Below are 23805 nucleotides of genomic sequence, written 5' to 3' on the forward strand. Positions count from 1 at the left end.
AATTCTTATCTCTATTTCGCCTTAATGTTTATATGTACAAGAGTCTGTGTAGCAATTAGACTGTACTTTAAATATGTACTCAATTGTGTGTGGGAAAGGAAGCACATTTTATTTAAAGTGGTTACTTTAAAGCCCTTAATTAGTTGGTAGTCTTCTTCATTCAGACAAAAAGGAAATTTAAAGTGTGCACGTACTTTCAACTCAGACTTTTTACTACACACACTCCTATACACATAACAATATTTATAGTTTTTGTAACATTACGGAAATAACAAGAAATAATACCGAAACATTTATGATACATTGTAACAACTTAGTAATATTACTGTAACATAACGTGTATAATCGCACAATACTTTTTAACTGAAAATCAATAAATTTATGTAAGTACCCATAACATATTACATATTGTTTGTGAAACCTTTTAATGAACAAGTATAAGTGGATGGCGGGAATTGAACCCACATCAGAGGTTCTGGAGGCCCCTGTTTTACCCTTAAATTATACCCCCTCGTGGTCGGAATGACAGGACTTGAACCCGCACATTCAACGGCTACTAGATCCACAATCTAGCAAGTCTAGCATTTCGCCACAAACTCCATAAAAATAGAAAAAGACCACCGAATGTACTCGATTGTCTTTTTGCCATGCATATCTGCACAAGAAGTGTATACTTCAAACCCTTTAATATTTTTAGCTATGAGCATACTTATAAAACTCTAAAAACTATTTGATAATCTTTTAGAATCTAACTTTCTTTTAATACTATTTGCTATTTCTTCAATATTTTCATTTAGAAAGAAATGATTACCTTCAAAAGAATGAAAAGTACACGTTTTACTTGTGTATCGTTCCCATTTTATTACTTGATCATATGTAGTAAATTCATCATTTTCCCCATTAAATATAAGAAAATCAATATCACATGGTTGTGTATTTTTGTCATGAATATACGTCTCAACGATTTTAAAATCTGCTCTTAGAATAGGGAGAAAGATCTCCATTAATTCTTCTGATTGCAGTACCCCAGATGGTGTACCTCCCATTGCAATAACTTCTCTTTTAAATTGCTCATTAGAAAGATTGTGTCGGATATTTCTTATTTTACTATTTGGATGATTTCTACCGGACAAAACAAGAAATTCAGGCGATACGTTTTTAGAATCTTTTATTTTTCTGGCTACTTCATAGGCGATCAAACTTCCCATGCTATGCCCGAATAGAATGTAGGGCGAATCATCTATCTGCATAACTATTTTATTGTAGACATCATTTACTGCCTCTTCCATACTTTGGTACAAGTTTTCTTCAATTCTATATCCTCTACCAGCTAACTCTACCGGGACTACCTCAATATATGGATTAAAGTGATTTTTCCATTTTGCGTAACTAAACGCAGATCCCCCAGCATGTGGAAAGCAAAAAAGTTTAGTCTTCTGCATTGATTTTCTCCTTACTTTCAAATTTGTATATAGTTTGGCAAATTGTATAAATGTCTTTAATTATTATCTCTTGAGGAAATTCATCTCTTGTTGCACAAGCAGATAACTTATAATTTGGATCAATGTTATATTGTTTAAAGTAAAAGTTTTTAGGTATATGCTTGTATGAAATTGAAGTTCGTGATTCTTTTTTTATAGAGAATGAATTTAATGGGGTATAAAGCCCTTTTCCAATCGTTTTTATATAGCTTTCTTTTAATGTCCATAAATCATAAAAATAATTAATTTGTTCATCAGAATTCATATTAGATATATCATAAAATTCTTCCGCTGAAAAAAATTCTTTTGCTAATTTAAAAGCCTCTATTTCTGAAACTTTTTCTATATCAATACCCACATTAAAATTAGCAGTAGTACAAACCACCCATTCTCCTGAATGAGACACATTAAAATGAAAGTCAGAAAAGTTTTCAACAAAAGGTTTTCCATACTCATTATATATAAATCTAATTTCTTCATTATTAATTTTATACTTTTGGCAGATTAGAGATCGGATTAGTAAATCCCCTATCAGGGTCCTATTAATGTCGCATGAATTTAATAATCGCTTCATTCGCTCTTTCTTCCCGTTTGAAACCAAGTTACTAAGTTTCTTAAACAAATGACTTTCAATATTCTTTGGTATTTTCACAGCGTGAATTTGTATGATAAATCACGTCCTTTTTTAAAGAATGGCTTCATATATGAACGTTACAGAAACTCAAATTAACTTTATTAAATTGCATATACAATAGAAAAGGTGCATATTTACATATCAATGAAAATATGCACCTTCCCTCAGTAATATCATCAGGCATTCGCTTCTATTACAAAGATTTCTATGTCTCTACCAATTACTTTTTACATTATCCCCTTAAAAAGTAATGCTCTTAATATATTCATTATTCCCTACACTTGATATGCAGGTATTGGTCTCCCCTTTTCGTTCATTGCTTTGCATCTTTTATACTCTCTACTTTTCCGTTAATAAAATGGACTTCTCTTTTATTCCTTCAAATTCATTTAGTAGATACATAGCTATTTTTTCAACTGCAGGTGAACCTACTATTTCCTCATGTGATCCAGGGACTGAATACCTATTTACTCTACCTTTTAATAAAGGTCCCCAATCTGTAAACAACTCTTTTCCTTCCTCAGCACTAAAGTAGAGAACTTCTCCAGAGTATGGTATTAAATCATGCTCTGCCATTAAGTTCAGGCATTTCCTATGAGCATTGATAACTTGCTTCAAATTCATAAGATCTGCATCAGGCGGGAGTACTCCCTCCATAATTAATCGCTCCACAAGCATATCTTGTTTATGGATGAGGCCTTCTTCCTGCTCAGTAAAATCTCTAGGAATGAAATGCTCATATATATATGAGAGCATTTCTTCTCTTGTTTTATAGTCCTGCTCTGAAGGTACTTTAGTATCCATTAGTATCAACAACTCAACTTCCTCACCTTGATTCTTTAGTACAGTTGCGATTTTATAAGCAATTGCACCGCCTAAAGACCATCCTCCAAGACGATATGGACCTTCTGGCTGAACACGTTTGATTTCTTCGATGTAAAGTTGAATTACTTCCGGCAAAGTTAACTCGTCAATTTCTTTCTTTTCTATAAGAGGATTCTGTAAACCATAAAATGAACAATGGTTCTTAAGCAATCTTGCTAGTTGAATGTAACAGAATACATTCCCCATAAACGGATGAACGCAGAAGAAAGGTCTTTTCTCTGATTCTTGTAGTGGAACTAGCGCTACTACTGATTTCGTCATATCATGCTTATCACGAATAAGGCATGCGATTCCTTCCACTGTTGGATTCTTAATCAATGTAGACACCTTAATCTCTTTTCCAAACTTCTCCTTAATTTTTGAAATCAATTTAATTACAAGGAGAGAATGTCCCCCTCTATTAAAGAAATCATCATTTACATAGACATCTTCTATCTGTAACACATCCTGCCAGATTTTAATCAACTGATATTCAATTTCATCCCTTGGAATGATTGGTGTAGACAAATTATTTTCTCTTTGAATTGTTAAACTGTTCAATGCCTTTCGATCAACTTTTCCATTCGGTGTAAGAGGAATCTTGTCTACCTTTATAAAGTGTGCGGGAACCATATAATTCGGTACTTGTGTCTTGAGATATTCACGCCAGTCATGCATACTTCCATCTCCAACTACATAAGCAACCAATCTCTGCTCTCCTAATTTATCCTCTGTTACCAAAACTACTGCTTCTTTTACCAATGGATGCCTCTCTATACTCGCTTCAATCTCTTCAAGTTCAATACGAAAGCCCCTAATTTTCACTTGATTATCAATTCTTCTCAAGTAATCTAAATTACCATCAGGTAAATAACGAACCAAATCTCCCGTACGATATAAACGCTCTTCTTCATTAAATGGATGACGGATGAATCGCTCTGTTGTTAATTCTGGACGATTCAAGTATCCTCGCGCTATACCTGCACCACCAATATATAGCTCACCTGTTACACCAACTGGAACAGGTAACAAATTTTTATCTAATACATAAGTTTGAACGTTCGGCAACGGACGTCCAATTGTAACTCTCTTACTATCTATTTCGATATGATAACACGTTGCATCAACCGTACATTCTGTAGGACCGTATACGTTATAAAAATCAATTTTTTCAGTCTCTACTAGCTGTTTCCATAATGACGGCATGATTGCTTCACCACCGACTAATATCTTACTTGGTACATGAACATCAGCACTTGTTTCTAGTAATCCTCCATCTATAAGTAATTGAAGTAATGAAGGTGTCATATCAAACATTTCCAATTTATTCTCCCTAATATAAGACACAAATCGTTCCGGATTAGTGCGAACTTCACTTGGGATAATATATAAACTTGAACCATACAGCAGCATTTGTAATTGCTGAATAGATACATCAAAGGCAATTGACGCATTCAAACCGACGCGCATATTACTAGGTATGTCATGTGAGAAAACTTCTTTTTGTAAACCATAGGATAGGTTTATTACAGAATGGTGCTGTACTAAAGCCCCCTTTGGATTCCCTGTCGAACCAGAAGTATAGATAACATACGCTAAGTTTTCCCCTGTTACCTCACATATTGGTGAAAGTTTGCTTTCTTGAGAAAGCATTGCTTGGTCCCTATCTAGGCAAACTGTCTTGATGTCTTTAGGTATCCATCCTAGTAATACCTCATTTGTAACTAACACTCTAATTCCCGTGTCTTCTAAAATATATTGCAGGCGGCTTTCCGGATTCGATGGATCTAATGGAACATAGGCTGCTCCAGCCTTCCAAATTCCCATGAGACCAACAACCATCTCAACTGAACGCTCAAAGCAAAGGCCAACTAATGACTCTGTCCCAATTCCACATTTCTGTAAATGATGGGCTAATTGATTAGCTCTTTCATTCAGCTCTCGATATGTTAGTTGCTGTTTTTCATCTACCACTGCCAACGCGTCAGGCGTACGATTTACTTGCTCTTCGAATAGTTGATGGATTGCATTCTCACGTGGATAGGATATAGTATTATTATTCCATTCTTCCAATAGCTTTCTTTGTTCAGCTTCCGTAATATATACTAGCTCCGATAGATTTTGATCAATGTTTTTGAGCATTTGCATTAACACTTGGTGTAAATGACCCAGCATTCGTTCAATGGTTACTCTATTAAACTTACTACGGTCATACATTAACTTTAACGATAACTGGATTCCTGGAACTACAGCTAACCCTAATGGGTAGTGGGTTTGTTCTACCCCTTCCAATTCACCAATTTCCAGATTTTCTGAAGACTCCTCTTTCACTGGATAATTTTCAAACACATATAAACTATTGAACAGCGGTATTCCTCTAGGAACTTCACTCCACCCCTGAATCTCTGTCAAAGAAGCATACTCATATTGTCTTCTTTCTATCTCTTCCTCTTGTATCTTCTGCAACCAATCTATTAATTTTATATCATCCATCAATTGAATTCGCGTCGGTGACGTTGTAATGAAAGGACCTACGATGTTTTCAACATCAATAATCTCCGTAGAACGCCCTGAGCTTGTTACACCAAAAACAATGTCATTTTCTCCACTATATCGGCTCATGAGATATGCCCATGCACCTTGAATTACTGTACTCAAAGTAAGTTTATTGCGTTTCGCCCATCCTTGTAACGCTTGAGTCTGCTCTTCTGATAAATACGTAACCTTCTCTGTGTAACCTTTTTCTTCCTCTTTACTTTCTAAGCCCAGCAAAGTTGGCGCAGTAAAACTTTTTAGCTTCTCTCTCCAGAATTGTTCCGCCTGCTCCTTATCTTGCTCTCTTAACCATTGGATATATTTCTTATATGGTGAGGACTTAGGTAACTTCACAGCTTCTCCATTCATTCTCTTCTGATAGACTGTAAGTAATTCATTAAATACTAATGGTAAACTCCATCCATCCAGTAAAATATGGTGATGGGTCCAAACAATCCGATATTCTTCCTCACCTTCTTGAATGACTGTTACCCGCATCAATGGTGCTTCATCAAATTGGAAGGCTTGTTTTCGATCTAATGCCAAAAAGACTTTTCTTTTTTCCTCTATCTCTTCACTTGTCATTGTACGCCAGTCTTCTTTGTTCACTTTAAATGGGATATTTTCATAAACCACTTGTACAGGTTCTTCAATTTCGTCCCATACAAATGCTGTACGAAAAATTTCATGCCGCTGAATTACAGATTTCCACGCCTGCTCAAATGTAGAAATATTCATTTTTCCTCGAATCATAAAACTCAATTGCACTATATACGGTGCAACATGTTCATCCCCTTGGTCATGCAATGTGTGGAAAATCATACCTTCTTGCAAAGGTGATAGTGGATATAAATCAGTAATCTGATTGTTCTTTCCGCGATGCATTTTGTTTAGTACATTTGTCAAACCTTCTTGGCTAAGATTAGCCATTGCAAAATCCGAAATGGTCAGTGCAGATTCTCTATCTGAAAATTGAATCAATGTACTCAGTTGATATAGCATATTCTGTGCAATACTTTGAATCGTTGATTTGGCAAATTGTCCAACATTGTATACCCAAGTGAACTGAAGTTTTCCATCCGTTACAACCCCAATTACATCAATTACATGCGATCGCTTGGAACCGGCAGCATGATCTAAACGCTTAAATTCGTTCTCCGGGATAAACATTGCATCGCTAGAAAACATTTGGTCAAATTGTCCAAGATAGTTAAAACTAATAGACGGTGTATATTGGGAGCTTAATGGCTCACACATTGTTGTGTTCATGTAACGCAACACCCCATAATCAACACCCTTATTAGGAATTTTGCGAACTTGTTCTTTAACTGCTTTTAATGCTGCAATTGGGGTATTAGCACTAGTAATATTTAAATGAACTGGGTAAATACTTGTAAACCATCCCACAGTTCTCGATAAATCAACATCTTCAATAATCTCTTCTCGACCATGTCCCTCTAAATCTACGCTCAATATCGGCTGCCCCGTACATGCTGCCGTAGCTTGTACTAATGCTGCTAATAATACTTCATTGATTTGGACACGGTGAATGCTTAAAGTCTCTTGCAATAACATACGGGTCTCATTCTCATTTAACACCACAGTAATTTCCTCAGTTACTGCGCTTACTGGATTACTTATAGTACCATCTACCGGCAATTTAACTACGTCTTGTTCAGCCTGCTCCTCCCAGTAATGTAGCACTTCTTTTGATAGTCCAGTTTCAGCGTAATGATGTAATTTCTCCGACCATTCTTTAAAAGATGTACTCTTCATAGATAATTGAATTTTCTGACCTTGGACTACTTGCGTATATGCTGTTTGCAAATCTTCCAATAAAATTCGCCAAGAAACACCATCCACGGCTAAATGATGAATTGTCCAAAATAATCGGCCAGCGTGCTCACCTTCATCAAAATACACCATTCTCATTAGCGGACCCTCATGTAAATTCAAACTTTCTTGTGCAACATTAATCTCTTTTTGAATAACCTGATGCCAATCCGCTTCCGGCACTTCGTCTAATGAAATGACAGTAAGCATCAATTGTTCTTCTATTCCTTCATTCCACTGTTTCCAAACCCCATTAGGTAAACGTTCATATCTTAAACGCAGAGCATCATGATGAAGTAGAAGGTTACCTGCCGCCTTTTCCAGTGATCCTATGTCCAATTTCTCTTTCGTTCTGAAGAACATGGATTGATTCCAATGATGTGGGTTAGGATGATTTTGTGCAAAAAACCTTTGCTGAATAGGTGTAAGTATCGTCTCTCCAGTTATAATTCCTTGTTCAGCTTGTACACCTTGTTCTTCTTTGACTACTTGCGCCAACTCAGCAATCGTTTGGTGTTCAAATATTTGTTTTGGTGTCAATTGTAAACCAGCTTGCTTCGCGCGCGCGACAATCTGAATGCTAAGAATTGAATCTCCACCAATTTCAAAGAAGTTATCATTCATACCAATACGTTTTGAACCTAGCACACGTTCCCAAATGATAGAAAGCTTATGTTCACGTTCATTTCTTGGGGCCACGTATCCTTCTTGTGTTCCTTGATAATCTGGTATAGGTAACGATTTCCGATCAATCTTTCCATTTATGGTTAGCGGTAATTCTTTCATTTCGACAAAGTAGGAAGGTATCATATGGATTGGCAGCTTTGTTTTAAGATACTCTCGCCATTCTTCTAAATTGCCTTCGCCCACTACATAAGCTACCAGCCTCTTATCTCCCGACTGATTTTCCCTAACCATTACAACTGCCTCTTTTACCAAGTCATGCTCTTGTAAAGTCGACTCAATCTCTCCAAGTTCAATTCGAAATCCTCTAATCTTCACTTGATTATCCATTCTTCCCAAGTAGTCTATATTACCATCAGGAAGATATCTCACAAGATCACCTGTTCTATATAACCTCTCGCCTTCTTTGAATGGATGAGAAATAAATCGTTCGGATGTTAACTCTGGACGATTCAAGTACCCCCTTGCTAGACCTGCTCCTCCGATATAAAGTTCCCCCATCACACCAACTGGAACTGGCAACCTATTTCTATCTAATACATAAGTTTGGATGTTAGGCAATGGACGCCCAATTGTTACTCTCTTACTATCTTTTTTGATATGATAGCATGTTGCATCAACCGTACATTCTGTAGGACCATATACATTATAAAACTGGATTTTATCAGTCTCTACTAGCTGTTCCCATAATGACGGCATAATTGCTTCACCACCAACCAGTACCTTACTTGGAACATGAACGCAATCGCACGTTTCTAACAATCCGACATCTATAAGTAATTGAAGCAATGAAGGTGTTATATCAAAGATTTCTAACTTGTTCTCCCTAATATAAGCTACAAACTGCTCCGGATCACTTCGTACTTCGCTTGGAATAATATACAAACTTGAACCATAAAGCAGCATTTGTAATTGCTGAATAGATGCATCAAAGGCAATTGACGCATTTAAACCGACATGCATGTTAGATGGTATCTCATGTTCGAAAACCTCTTTTTGTAAACCATGCGACAAGTTTATTACAGAATGATGCTGTATCAAGACACCCTTTGGGTTCCCCGTCGATCCCGAAGTATAGATAACATACGCTAGGTTTTCTCCTGTTACTTCACATTTTGGTGAAAGAATGCTTTCTTTTGAAATCATTGCCTGATCCCTATCTAGACAAACTGCCTTGACTTCTTTGGGGATCCAACCTTCTAATGACTCATTCGTAACTAATACTTGAATTTCAGTGTCCTCCAAAATATATTGTATGCGACTTTCTGGATATGATGGGTCCAATGGAACATATGCTGCTCCAGCCTTCCAGATCCCCATAATACTAACAATCATCTCAACTGAACGCTCAAAGCAAATTCCAACTAATGATTCAGTCCCAATCCCACATTGCTGAAGATAGTGGGCCAATTGATTAGCTTTTTCATTCAGCTCTCGATATGTTAACTGCTGTTTTTCATCTACCACTGCTACCGCATCAGGTGTACGATTTACTTGCTCTTCAAACAACTGATGAATCGTACTTTCCCGTAGATATGCTACAGCATTATTATTCCACTCTTCCAACTGTTTTTGCTGTAATCCTGATAATATAGGCAACTTAGCTAATGATTTATCAGGATTCTCCACGATTACATTCAACCAGTTTCCAAAATGTTCAGCCATGGATTCAATAGTTAAGCTGTCAAATAAATCAGTTCTATAAACAAAAGTAAGTAATAAACCCTCTTCCACTTCTGCAGCTGTTAAACTTAAATCAAACTTAGCGATTGGAGCATTACTTTCCATTACTTCTATATTTCTTCCATGTAGTTCTGGTAGCTTCTGTCCCGTATTTTGCAAAGTAAACATGGTTTGGAAAATCGGAGAATGGCTTGTATTTCGTTCAGGTTGGATAACCTCTACAATTTTCTCAAACGGAACATCTTGATACTCATACGCCTTCAATGCTTTTATCCGTACTTGAGATAACAACTCTTGAAATGCCGGTGCATTACTTAAATCAGCTCGATAAACCAAGGTGTTGACAAAGAAACCAATTAGCCCCTCAATTTCTCGATAATTTCGATTTGCAATTGGGCTGCCAACAATAATATCCGTTTGTCCCGTATAACGAGCAAGGAAACTTTGATACGATGCCAATAAGGTCATGAAAAGTGTGGCCCCTTCTTGACGACTTAGTTCGTTTAATTTATCCAGTAATGAGCGTGACAACAAAACATTATGAGTTAATCCATGATGGGTTTGCACTGGCGGACGCGGACGATCCATTGGCAACATTAAGACTGGTAGCTCACCAGATAATTCTTCCTTCCAATATGCAAGTTGTTGATATAGTACTTCATCTTTCAACCATTCTCTTTGCCACTGAGCAAAATCGGCATATTGAACTGGTAGTGGTTCCAGCTCTGCTTGTTTTTCACCAATCGCATTCTCATAAAATGCCATCCATTCTTGAAGTAAGATTTCCATCGACCATCCATCTGAGATAATATGATGCATATTACACAGAAGAACCCATTCTTCTTCTGAAATTCTTATGAGTTTCCCACGGAACAATGGCCCTTGTTCTAAATCAAATGGAGATTCGACTTCAGTTTGAATCCATTGCTCCAACTTTCTTTCTCGCTCCTCTAATGAAAGCTTAGTTAAATCCATTTGGAGAAGCGGACGGAAAACGTACGGTTGAATCTGCTGCACAGGATAGCCATCCTCTTCATAAAATACAGTCCGCAAAGATTCGTGACGCTCTATCAACTGATTCCATCCCAACTCCAATGCTTCAGGTAACCAATTCCCTGTAAGGCGGCATGCCATTGGCATATTATAAAGTGCACTATTAGGTGCAAATTGATCAATAAACCATAAGCGCTGTTGGGCATAAGATAGTGGAATATTATTTCCGCGTTCCATCGGCACCAATGGTGGAATTTCTCGTTTTTCGCTCCCCTTACGTAACTGATCTATTCGTTTCGATAATGCCTCGACCGTTGAATATTCGAACAGTTCACGTACCGGTAATTTGATTTGAAAGACTTCCTGTAAGCGTGAGACCACTTGTGTAGCAAGTAGAGAGTGACCACCAAGCTCAAAGAAAGAATCCTGAACACCAATTTCTTTTATTCCTAGCACTTGACTCCACACTGAAGCGATAAGTTCTTCCAGCGGAGTTCGTAGGTATACAGTATTTTCGACGGATTGTTCACTAAGTATAGGCAATGCCTTCAAATCAAGTTTTCCATTCGGTGTAAGTGGTAAAAATTCCATCTCAATAAAGTTTGTTGGAACCATGTAATTAGGTAAATGTGTTTGTAGATGTTCTCGCCATTCATGTAAACTTCCTTCACCAACTACATAAGCTACTAATCTCTTGTTACCTTGATTATCCTCTCGTACCAATACAACTGCTTCCTTCACAGAAGAATGTGCCTGCAAAACAGCTTCTATTTCTCCCAATTCAATCCGGAAACCACGAATTTTCACTTGGTCATCTATACGTCCATGGAACTGGAGATTACCATCAGAAAGATAACTTGCTTTGTCTCCTGTATAATAGAGACGTTCTCCTGACTTGAAAGGATGTGGAATAAATTTTTCCTTTGTAAGATCCGGACGATTAGCATATCCACGTGCAAGACTCTTCCCTCCAATATAGAGATCTCCAATTACACCAATTGGTACTAGCTGAAGATGAGAATCTAACACATAAACTTCTGTATTCGCAATCGGTCGACCAATCGATGGCGTACCTGTTGTCACTCCTACAGGTACATAACAATCTGTGGTAACAACGGTATTTTCCGATGGACCATACTGATTAATTACCGCAAAAGGAATATCGTTAGATGGGTACTGCGTTAATTGATCCCCACCAGTAATGATAAAACGAAGATCCGTTTTATCTGGCCAAGATAATTTCAAGAGCCTTTCCAGAATAGGCGTAGGTGCAAAGCTAGCTGTTATTCGTGAATCGATGAGCCAGTCCCTTAGTGCTTCTGGATTAATTCTCAGTTCCTCTGTTGACAAGTAGAGTGCTGCGCCAGCAGTTAGATACGGCCAAATCTCCTGGACAGCCGAATCAAAAGCAACCCCTGCAATCTGAGTCGCACGATCCTCTGCTGAAATATGATAAACTTCCTGATGCCAAGAAACCATATTCATTAATGAGCGATATTCAACCATGACACCCTTCGGTTTTCCTGTAGAACCAGAGGTATAGACAATATAGGCTAAGTTCTCTGGATTTATTTGACGTGTAGGTGCGATTACGCTTTCCACCGTTAATTCTTCTAGCCTCACCATTTCGACGTGTGCGAAATGTCCTTCTTGCCCTTCCGCCGTCACTACAAATTGAATTCCTGCATCTTCAATCATGTATTCTAACCTTGATTTTGGATACAACGGATCTAAAACGACATAAGCTCCACCAGCTTTTAAAATGCCTAGTAAACTTGCCATCAGCTCAGCTGACCTCGGAAGATAAACTCCTACCACTGACTCTGGGGCTACTCCCTTTCGCTGTAAAACATTTGCCAACTGATTTGCTTGTGCATCCAGTTCACCATAAGTCCACTGTTTTGTTTGATCAACTACCGCAATCGCATCAGGACGCCTTGCTACTTGCTCCTCAAATTTGTCGCAAACAAGACCCTGATGAGACATTTCCATTACAGTGTCATTCCATGTTTCTAATAACAAAGTACGTTCGGGTTCTGATAGCATGCTCAGGTCATGCAACGGATTTTGTGGGCGATGAGAAACTTCATGTAGCCATTTCTCAAAGTGTCCTGCCATCCGTTCAATAGTAGTAGCATTGAATAAATCCTTATTGTACTCAAAAGTAAAAAGTAATCCCTCTTCCGTCTCAACTGCCATTACACTTAAATCAAACTTTGCAATTGGACTATAGCTTTCTATCATTTCAATACTTCTACTAGACAACACCGGTAATTCTTGTTTCATATTTTGCAAGATGAACATAGTCTGGAAGATTGGCGAATGACTTGTACTTCGCTCCGGTTGCACAACTTCTACAATTTTTTCAAATGGAATATCTTGATATTCATACGCCTTCAATGCCTTTTGACGAACCTGATACAGTACATCTTGAAATGTCGGTCTACCACTTAAATTAGCTCGATAAACCAGCGTGTTAACGAAGAAACCAATTAGTCCTTCAATTTCTCTATAATTCCGATTCGCAATTGGGCTTCCGACCAGGATATCTTCTTGTCCCGTATAACGAGATAGAAAACTTTGATATGCAGCTAAAAGCGTCATGAAGAGTGTAGCCCCTTCTTTTCGACTAAGTTCATTCAATTTATCATGTAGCGTGCTTGGCAGAACCAGAGTGTATATCGACCCGTGATGAGTTTGTATTGCGGGACGCGGGCGATCCACAGGAAGTTGGAGTACAGGAAGCTCCCCAGACAATTCTTCCCTCCAATATTGGAGTTGTTGATCAAGCACCTCCTCCTTTAGCCATCCTTTTTGCCACTGAGCAAAGTCGGCATATTGAACCGGTAATGGTTCAAGTTCCGCTACCTTTCCATCCGTTGCTTTCTCATAAAATGCCATCCATTCTTCAAGTAGGATTCCCATTGACCATCCATCTGAAATGATATGATGTAGAGTACAAAGGAGTATCCATTCTTCCTCTCCCACGTGCAAAATACTTGTCCTGATTAATGGACCCTCTGTTAAATCAAATGGCACTTCTGTTTCTTGTTGAATTAAACGTTTAACTTCTTCTTCTTGGTCTTCAGAAGAAAGCATAGTTAAATCCGTTTTCGGAATTGATTGAAAAGCATACGGTTCAATTTGCTGTACGGGTTGACCGTTCACTTCGTGAAAGACCGTCCGCAGTGATTCATGACGTTCTATTAGTTGATTCCATCCCGTTTCCAATGCTTCAAGTAGCCAATTCCCTGTAAGGCGGCATACCATTGGTATATTGTAAAGGGCACTATTAGGTGTAAATTGATCAATGAACCATAAGCGTTGTTGGGCATAAGATAGTGGGATAGCTTCTCCTCGTTTCATTGGTATCAGCGGCGGAATCTCTCGTTTTTCATCTCCTTTACGTAACTGATCTAATCGCTTTGCCAGTGACTCCACCGTTGTATATTCAAATAGTTCACGTACTGGTAATTCAATTTGAAAAATTCCCTGTAAACGTGAAACTACTTGAGTAGCTAGTAGTGAATGACCACCGATTTCAAAAAAGGAATCCTGAACATTAATATTTTTTATTCCTAACACTTGGCTCCAAACGGAAACGATAAGCTCCTCCACTGGTGTTCGTGATGAAGTAATATCTTCACTTATGAACTGTTCTTCTAATTCCAGTAAGGCTTTCCGATTCACCTTACCATTTGGAGTGAGTGGCATAACTTCAATTTTGAAAAAGTATGCCGGAACCATATAATGTGGCAGTTGCTTCTTGAGATATTCACGCCACTCCCCAGTATCGCCTTCACCCACTACATAAGCTATTAACTGCTTATCTCCTGGTCGATCTTCCTTCACCAACACGACTGCCTCTTTTACAGATGAGTGATCATGTAAAGCTGCTTCAATTTCTCCCAATTCAATTCGGAATCCTCTAATTTTAACTTGGTTATCTATTCTTCCAATATATTCTAAGTTACGATCATTCATATATCTCACCAAGTCACCCGTTCGATATAATCGTTCCCCATCCTTAAAGGGATGCGGAATAAAACGTTCAGTAGTTAAATCCGGTCGATTGAAGTAGCCACGTGCTAATCCTACTCCTCCAAGGTAAAGTTCCCCTGCCACACCAATCGGGACGACTTGTTGATATTGATCTAACACATACAACTCTGTATTATCAATCGGACGACCAATCGGAATAAGCATTGGTTCTTTTTCTAAATCACAATCGTAATAAGTCACATCCACAGTTGCTTCAGTAGGACCATACAAGTTAATTAACTTTGTTTGCTGAACATTGTAAAAGATCCCCTTAAACCGGCGAACCTGCTCAGTGTTTAACGCTTCTCCACTAGTAAAAACTTGAATTAAAGACGATACATCCCTTTTCGAATTATATAGTTCCATATAATCTAAGAAAGTAGATAACATCGACGGAACAAAGTGCATGGTGGACACGCGATATCGTTCAATATACTCCTCAATCACCGCAGGATCTTTCTCTCCTCCTGGTGGAAGTAAACAAACACGTGCTCCTACAAATGACCACCAAAATAATTCCCATACAGAAACATCAAATGAAAACGGTGTCTTTTGTAGGATTGTATCCTCCCCGGACAATGGGTATTTTTTCTGCATCCACTGTAGGCGGTTGATAACGGAATGATGTTCAATCATTACCCCCTTTGGATTTCCCGTCGAACCCGAAGTGTATATAATATAGGCTAAGTTATTTGCTGTTACTCCACTTACCGGAGCTAAATTACTCTCTTTAGAAATCATCACTTGATCCCGGTCTAAACAAATTGCTTGAATATCTTTAGGTAACCAGTCCTGTAGTGCCTCTTTTGTTAACAGCACTTGAATTTGTGAATTCTCCAAAATATATCTCAGGCGGTTTTCAGGATAACTTGGGTCCAGTGGGACATAAGCCCCACCTGCCTTCAAAATCCCAAAGAGACCGATAATCATATCAGGAGAACGTTCAATACATATACCAACCAATGATTCAGGTCCGATACCTCGTTTTTGTAGAAAATGTGCCAATTGATTCGATTTTTCATTTAGTTCTTGATACGTTAGCTTTCCACCCTCATAAACTACCGCCACTGCATCAGGTGTCCGTGCAACTTGTTGCTCAAATAGCTCATGAATCATACAATCATGACCATAAACTACGTCCGTATCATTCCATTCTTCTAAGAGTTGTTTTTGCTCAGTATCCGATAACATTGACAGCTTTGTATATGATTCATCTGGATGATACGTGATTTCATTTAGCCAGTTCTCAAAATGTCCTGCCATACGTGCAATGGTACTACTATCAAATAAATCCGTGTTGTATTCAAATGAGACGAATAGACCTTCTTCCACTTCATAGGCAGTTAAGCTCAAATCAAATTTAGCAATAGACATATTACTTTCTACCATTTCAATACTTCTATCAGGCAAATCTAGTCGTTCTTGTTTTATATTCTGTAGCGTAAACATGGTCTGAAATATAGGGGAATGACTCATGCTTCGTTCAGGTTGCACAGCTTCTACCATTTTTTCAAATGGTATATCTTGATATTCGTAAGCTTTTAACGCCTTTTTCTTTGTTTGGTTCAAAATCTCCCGAAAAGTAGGGGTGCCACTCAAATCTGATCGATAAACCAATGTATTAACAAAGAAACCAATTAATCCTTCTACTCCCTTATGGTTCCGATTTGCAATCGGGCTACCAACTAGAATATCTTTTTGTCCCGTATAACGAGCGAGAAAGCTCTGGTATGCGGCCATTAAAGTCATAAATAAAGTGGATCCTTCTTGTCGACTTATATCCTTCAATTGACTGAGCAATTTATAAGGAAAAATCACGTGATGCGCAGCCCCAGAGTAAGTCTGCTTAACCGGTCGAGGTCGATCCACTGGCAGTTGTAAGATAGGAAGCTCACCAGACAATTCTTCCTGCCAATACGTAAGCTGACGATTTAGCACATCACCTTGCAACCACTCCTTTTGCCACTTCGCAAAGTCTGCATATTGAATAGATAATGAACTTAATTTAGCAGGATTTCCGCCTGTTTCTTCTTCATAGAAAGCAAGGCATTCATTCATGAATATACCAATGGACCAAGCATCAGAAATAATATGATGCATCGTACACAGTAATAACCATTCATCCTTCTCTAATTGAACAAGCTGATTACGAATTAAAGGACCATTCATTAAATCAAATGGTTCTTGCGCTTCTCTCGCAATTAAACTATCTACCTCTTTTTCTTTTACTTCTAGAGGAAGTTGAGAGTAATCCCTTACAGATAATGCGCTAGGAAGGAATTCGACAATTTGTTGCACAGGCTGTTCTCCTATTTCTTTAAAAACAGTTCGTAATGATTCATGACGTTCAATGAGTCGATTGAATCCCTTCTCTAATGCTTCAGGTATCCAATTTCCTTTTAGATGCCATACTGTTGGAATATTATATAAAGAACTGTTTGGGTTAAATCTGTCCATAAACCACAAACGTTGTTGTGCATAAGACAACGGGAGTGCTTCTTTATTCTCCTTTTTTTGCATTTGCTTCTGAAGCCATGCTCTCTTCTCAGGAGAAAGTGAACTCAGCTTTGCAAGTAAATCACTTCTCATTTTTTTACCCCTTCCTCAATCAAATTACTCTCGAATATCCCATGTGCTTCTTCCTCTGATAGCTCTTCTAATTGCTTAAGCAGTTCTAATAATTCTTCATCATTACTGACTTCTGCTTCTTTTTGAATATAGTCTTGAAGACTTACATTCTCCTTACTATCATTCTGCATTTCTTGATTTTTGTTATAGAGCAATTGATCAATCTGTTCTGCCAATTGCTGCACCGTATGAAATATAAATAAATCATGCAATGGTATCTCGATTCCAAAAGCCTCTTTAAGATTGGAAACAGCTTGCGTAGCAAGTAATGAATGTCCACCAATTTCAAAAAACGAATCCTGAATTCCGATGTTTTCCATACCTAAAACTTCATGCCATATCGAAACAATTGTTTTTTCCGTAGACGTACGAGGGGCAATATAACAACTCGCTATCTCCTGCTTCTCTGGTGCTGGTAAAGCCTTCCTATCAATTTTCCCATTAGGAGTGAGTGGAAATGCATTTAATCCAACAAAATAGGATGGAATCATATAATTTGGTAGTTGATCCTTGAGATAATCACGCCACTTTTGAGCATCCCCGTCTCCTACAACATAGGCGATCAAACGTGGATCGCCAGGATAATCTTCCCGCACCATTACAATAGCTTCGTTAACTAATATATGCCTTTGTAATGCCGCTTCAATTTCTCCTAGTTCAATCCGGAACCCACGAATTTTTACTTGATGATCAATTCGTCCAACATACTCCAAATTTCCATCTGGTAAATACCTTACTAGATCTCCAGTCCGGTATACTCGCTCTCCTTCTTTAAACGGATGCGATATAAAAAGATTTTGCGTTAAGTCAGGGCGGTTTAAATATCCACGTGCTAACCCTGATCCACCAATGTATAGCTCACCAACTACACCAATTGGAACCATTTTTTGTTCGGCACTTAGTACATATACTTCTGTATTGAATATTGGTTTACCAATTGGTGGTACCCTATGCATGACACCCTTTTCTAATTCCATATACGTGGAATACGTAGTATCTTCGGACGGTCCATATAGGTTGTACACCTTTTCGATTGTACTTCTCTCGTATAAATCTTGAACAAGCGAATATGGCAATGGTTCTCCAGCCAAATTCATCACCTTTACCGAAGAAGGGATTGTTTTTGCTCGAACCAGTTCCTTCGCTACCGATGGCACAGTATTAACCAAAGTTACACCTTTGGTAGACAACTTCTCTAGATGTAGAGCATTTTCAGTGACAATCACCTTACCACCCATCGTTAAGGGAACAAATAATTCAAAAACGGATAAATCAAAAGATAGCGAAGTTGAAGCTAACACTCCCGCTAATTCCTTTCGGGAATACGTGCGATGCGCCCAATGAATCATTGTTACTGTATTCCTGTGCTCAATCATTACTCCCTTTGGATTTCCAGTGGAACCTGAAGTATAGATAATATAGGCTAAGTTATCGCCCGTCACTTCACTCATACATACCGTAGTTACTTCTTGTTCTATTTCTGCTCGATTACGATCAATACAAATCACGTCAACAAATTTAGGTATAACCATTTTTTGTTGTAACTTTTCCTGTGTCACCAGTACCTTTATTTGAGTATCCTCTAAAATATATTGCAGTCGACTTTCCGGATACGCTGGATCAATTGGGACATATGCTCCTCCTGCCTTCATAATTCCTAAGAGGCCTACAATCATCTCAGATGAACGTGTAACACAAATCCCAACCAATGATTCGCAACCTACACCATTTTTCTGTAAATAATGTGCCAACTGATTCGAGCGTTCGTCCAACTCTCGATATGTTAGTTCTTCATCTTCGCACACTACTGCAATTGCTTCTGGTGTTTTTTTCACCTGTTCTTCAAACATTGTATGAATCGTACTTTCTTCCATATCTATAACACGCGATTTATTCCATTCCTCTAGTAGTTGCTTATATTCTACTTTCGATAACATATTCAGTTCTGATAGTACACATTTTGGATGAGAGACAATTTGATTTAACCAATGTTTAAAATGACTTGCCATACGCTCAATGGTTGTATCATTAAACAAATCAGTATTATATTCAAAGGTTAGTGATAATCCTTCTTCCGTCTCAGAAGCAAATAAACTCAAATCAAATTTGGCAACAGAAGCATGGCTTTCCATGAGTTCCATTTGTCTTTCAGATAGCTGAAGAAACTCTTGTTTCGTATTCTGTAAAGTAAACATAGTTTGGAATATTGGTGAATGACTTGTATTCCGTTCAGGTTTTACGGATTCTACCACTTTCTCAAATGGGATGTCCTGATACTCGTATGCTTTTAGCGCTTTTTTTCTTACCTGCGACAAAAGTTCTTGGAACGTCGGATTTTCACTGAAATCAGCTCGATAAACCAACGTATTTGCAAAGAATCCAATTAATCCCTCAATCTCTTTCACATTTCGATTAGCGATTGGGCTTCCAACTATAATGTCGTCCTGTCCTGTATAACGAGAAAGGAAGCTTTGATACGCTGCCATCAATGTCATAAATAAAGTGCATCCTTCTTGCAGACTTAAATCTTTGAGCTTTTCCTGTAGGGAATTCGCCACTATTAAGGACTGACTTGCACCACGATGGGTTTGAACTGCAGGTCGAGGACGATCCATCGGTAATTGTAAAACCGGTAGTTCCCCAGATAATTCTTCCTTCCAATATTGAAGATGCTGATTCAAATTCTCCTCTTTTTGCCATTCCTTCTGCCACATGACAAAATCTGCATATTGGATAGATAACTCCTTCAATTCCACTGGTTTTCCAGTTAGTGCTCCTTCATAAAAAGCCATCCATTCTTCAAGTAAGATTCCCATTGACCATCCATCTGAAATAATATGATGCATCGTACAAATGAGAACCCATTCTTCCCTGTCCACTTTCAATATTCGTGTTCGAATCAGAGGATCTTGTCCAAAATGAAATGGTTCCTCCGCCTCGTTTTGAATAAGGCGTTGCATTTCTTTTTCCCTATCTTCCAAAGAAAGATCTGTTAGATTCGTTTGAGGAATATGTCTGAACACATGAGATTGAACCTGTTGAAAAGGTTCACCCTCTTGTTCTAGAATTGTCGTCCTTAATGATTCATGACGCTCCAACAATTGATTCCATCCGACCTCCAATGCTTCAATTGACCATTTACCTGTTAAGCGACACGCTGCATGAATATTGTACATAGCACTATTTGGCATTAATTGATCAATAAACCATAGACGTTTCTGCGCATAGGAAAGTGGGATAATTTCTTCTCGTTTCATAGGTACAAGAGGAGCAACCTCTCGTTTTTTATCTTCTTTTCGTAACTGATCCACTCGTTTCGCCAATGCTTCCACTGTATCGTGCTTGAAAAGTTCACGTAATGGAATTTTAATTTGGAACAGTTCTTGCAATCTAGAGACGATTTGAGTAGCAAGTAGTGAGTGCCCACCACGTTCAAAGAAGGAATCCTGAATACCAATATTTTCCGTTCCTAACACTTGACTCCAAACCGAGGCAATAAGCTCTTCCGATGGCGTCCGAGGTAGCACATTTAAATCTTCAATAGCTTGCTCATCAGGTGTTGGCAAGGCCTTTCGATCAATTTTCCCATTCGGAGTAAGCGGGAAGTGTTCTAACTCTATAAAGTGCGCTGGAATCATATGATTCGGTAATTGGTTTTGTAAATACTCTCTCCACTCTTGGGTATTTCCATCGCTTATTACATATGCAACCAATCGTTGATCACCTGGACGATCTTCTCTAACTAATACAACAGCCTCTTTAATAAACGAACATTTTTCTAAAGTGGCTTCAATTTCTCCTAATTCAATCCTAAAACCACGTATTTTGACTTGATGGTCCATTCTACCTATAAATTCTATATTTCCATCAGTTAGATATCTTACTGAATCTCCTGTTCGATATAGTCGTTCTCCCAATTGGAATGGATGCGAAACGAATTTTTCAGCAGTAAGATTCGGACGATTTAAGTATCCACGTGCCAAACCAGCACCACCAATATATAACTCACCCTCAATTCCTATTGATTGCAAGCGTTGATTTTGGTCTAATACATATAATTGCGTGTTCTGTATTGGTTGCCCAATAGAAACAAATTCTTGATTAGGCTGAATATCAAATGCATTCACATAAATAGTGGCTTCAGTTGGCCCATAAAAGTTGGTTAATTTCACTTGTCCACTATAATCCCATTTCTGTTGAAAACGTCTAACTAACCCTGAACTTAGTTCTTCTCCACCAGAAAATACATGGCGTACGGACGAACAATTCATGTTCAATTCAATATGATTGAAGTGGTCTAAGAAAACAGATAACATCGAAGGTACAAATTGAACTATAGTAACCTGATGTTGTTTAATCACTTCAGCTATAATAGAAGGATCTTTTTCTCCACCTGGAGGTAGGAAAGATACACTTGCACCAACGTGAATGCCCCAAAACAATTCCCAAACAGAGACATCAAATGAGAATGGCGTTTTCTGCAAGACCACATCCTTTTCAGAAAGCGGATATTTATGTTGCATCCATTCTAGATAATTAATTACTGAATGATGCTCAATCATTACTCCCTTTGGATTCCCTGTAGATCCTGAAGTATACATAACATACGCTAAATTTTCTCCTGTTACACCACTTATACATGGGGTTGTTTCTTCTTTTTCAATTGCAGTGTAATCTTTATTCATACAAATCGTTTCTATATTTTCAGATACAAACAAATTTTTAGAATTCTCTTCCGTCACTAGTACTTCGATTCCAGCATCCTCTAATATATATCGAAGTCGACTCTCTGGATAAGTAGGGTCAAGTGGAACATACGCTGCTCCTGATTTTAGAATACCTAATAACGCTATCATCATTTGTAATGAACGTTCCATATATACCCCAACTAGAGACTCTGGGCCTACACCATGCTTTTGTAAATAATGAGCTAGCTGATTTGCACGCTTCTCCAACTCTTTATAGGTAATTTGTTCATTTTCGTAACTAGCCGCGATTGCTTCCGGTGTTTTTTTAACTTGCTCCTCAAACATCGTATGAATCATGCCTTCAGCCGAATAATTAACTTGAGTATGATTCCATTCCTCTAGTAACTGTATCTGTTCTTCTTCTGTTAAATGAGTAATTTCAAATAGTTTTGAATCTAGGCTCTTCGTCATCTGAATTAATATTTGCAATAAGTGATTCTGAATCCGATTTATTGCTTCTTCATTAAAATAGCTTCGATCATACATCAACTTTAAAGTAATTTTCTTACCGGGTATTACAATGAGTGTTAAAGGATAATTTGTTTGTTCCGTGCTTGTAACATCTAGTAATCTTAAATCATCATTTCTCTCACCTTGAATTGGATAATTTTCAAACACATACAAGGTATGAAATAAGGAGCTATTTCGCGGAACCTCACTCCAGCCTTGAATATCTATCAACGAATTATACTCATACTGTCTTCGTTCCATTTCTTTCATTTGTATTTTACGAAGCCAATCTACTACTGATGTATTATCCGCTAATCGAATTCTGGTAGGTAATGTGTTAATAAATAGCCCCACCATATTCTCTGCTCCCATTAAATCAGTAGGACGTCCAGCGCTAGTTACGCCAAATACGACGTCACTGTCACCGCTATACCTACTCATCAAATAAGCCCATGCACCTTGTACTAACGTATTCAACGTTAATCGACTATTTCGTACCCACTCTTGTAAATTCTCAGTAAGTTCCTCAGATACTTGATAAGCACACTCCCCATAACCCTTCTCTTGTCCTTGATCCTTTCTTTCCATTGCTAATGGAGTAGGTGCATAGAATCCTTTTAATTCTTCTTTCCAAAATTCCTCTGCTTGACTTTGATCTTGTTTATTTATCCATTGAATATATTTTTTATAAGGAAGAGATTTAGGAAGATTCAACAATTCTCCCTTTATCATCTTGAGATAAACTTCCATCACTTCACTAAAGACCAATGACACACTCCATCCATCTAGCAAAATATGATGATGTGTCCAGATAATTCTCGTTTCCTCTTTTGCTTCTTTAATCGCAGTGACTCTCATCAATGGTGCTTCATCCAATAAAAATCCTTTCCTACGATCTGCAGTCAAAAACTGTTGTAATTTCTTCTCCTTCTCCTCATGCGAATAGGTACTCCAATCCTCTTGATGAATAGTAAAAGGAAGACGTTCGTAAACTGCTTGTAGAGGTTTTTCTACTTCTTCCCAAACAAATACTGAGCGCAGAACCTCATGTCGTTGAATAACATATTCCCAAGCTTTTTCAAAAGTAGCAACATCCAATTGCCCCCCGAGCAAGAAACCTACTTGTACAATATAGGAAAAAGAATGTTCATCATCTTGATCGTATAAAGTATGAAACAGTATTCCTTTTTGCAAAGGTGATAAACCATATATATCAATAACGTCTCCCATT

4 protein-coding genes are annotated in these 23805 nt (G+C 38.0%); all 4 read right to left on the bottom strand.

Annotation, left to right across the window (positions count from 1 at the left end):
• Positions 1 to 719: 719 nt before the first annotated feature.
• The 4 genes from ACUN13_RS11870 to ACUN13_RS11885 all read right to left on the bottom strand — a co-directional run bounded on the left by ACUN13_RS11870 (position 720) and on the right by ACUN13_RS11885 (position 23804).
• Positions 720 to 1442, bottom strand: coding sequence for a thioesterase II family protein (locus ACUN13_RS11870; protein WP_001172947.1), 723 nt, complete (start codon positions 1440 to 1442; stop codon positions 720 to 722).
• Entirely contained in the window at positions 1429 to 2133 is a 705-nt protein-coding gene (locus ACUN13_RS11875; RefSeq protein WP_002042141.1) for a 4'-phosphopantetheinyl transferase family protein, read from the bottom strand. The genes ACUN13_RS11870 and ACUN13_RS11875 overlap by 14 nt, the downstream gene beginning before the upstream one ends.
• A 321-nt stretch (positions 2134 to 2454) precedes the next feature.
• On the bottom strand, positions 2455 to 17337 hold the full coding sequence (locus tag ACUN13_RS11880; RefSeq protein WP_445423788.1) for a non-ribosomal peptide synthase/polyketide synthase: 14883 nt from the start codon (positions 17335 to 17337) through the stop codon (positions 2455 to 2457).
• Positions 17334 to 23804: an amino acid adenylation domain-containing protein gene (locus ACUN13_RS11885; RefSeq protein ID WP_445423789.1), complete on the bottom strand. Its 6471-nt coding sequence runs from the start codon at positions 23802 to 23804 to the stop codon at positions 17334 to 17336. Before ACUN13_RS11885 ends, ACUN13_RS11880 begins: the two co-directional genes overlap by 4 nt.
• Position 23805: the final 1 nt, after the last annotated feature.

The sequence above is a fragment of the Bacillus cereus group sp. Bce041 genome (assembly GCF_052646455.1).

What these genes read in the sequence shown, in the direction of transcription:
- ACUN13_RS11870 (WP_001172947.1), bottom strand. Translation starts at nt 1,442, where the DNA reads ATGCAGAAGACTAAACTTTTTTGCTTTCCACATGCTGGGGGATCTGCG.
- ACUN13_RS11880 (WP_445423788.1), bottom strand. Translation starts at nt 17,337, where the DNA reads ATGAGAAGTGATTTACTTGCAAAGCTGAGTTCACTTTCTCCTGAGAAG.
- ACUN13_RS11885 (WP_445423789.1), bottom strand. Translation starts at nt 23,804, where the DNA reads ATGGGAGACGTTATTGATATATATGGTTTATCACCTTTGCAAAAAGGA.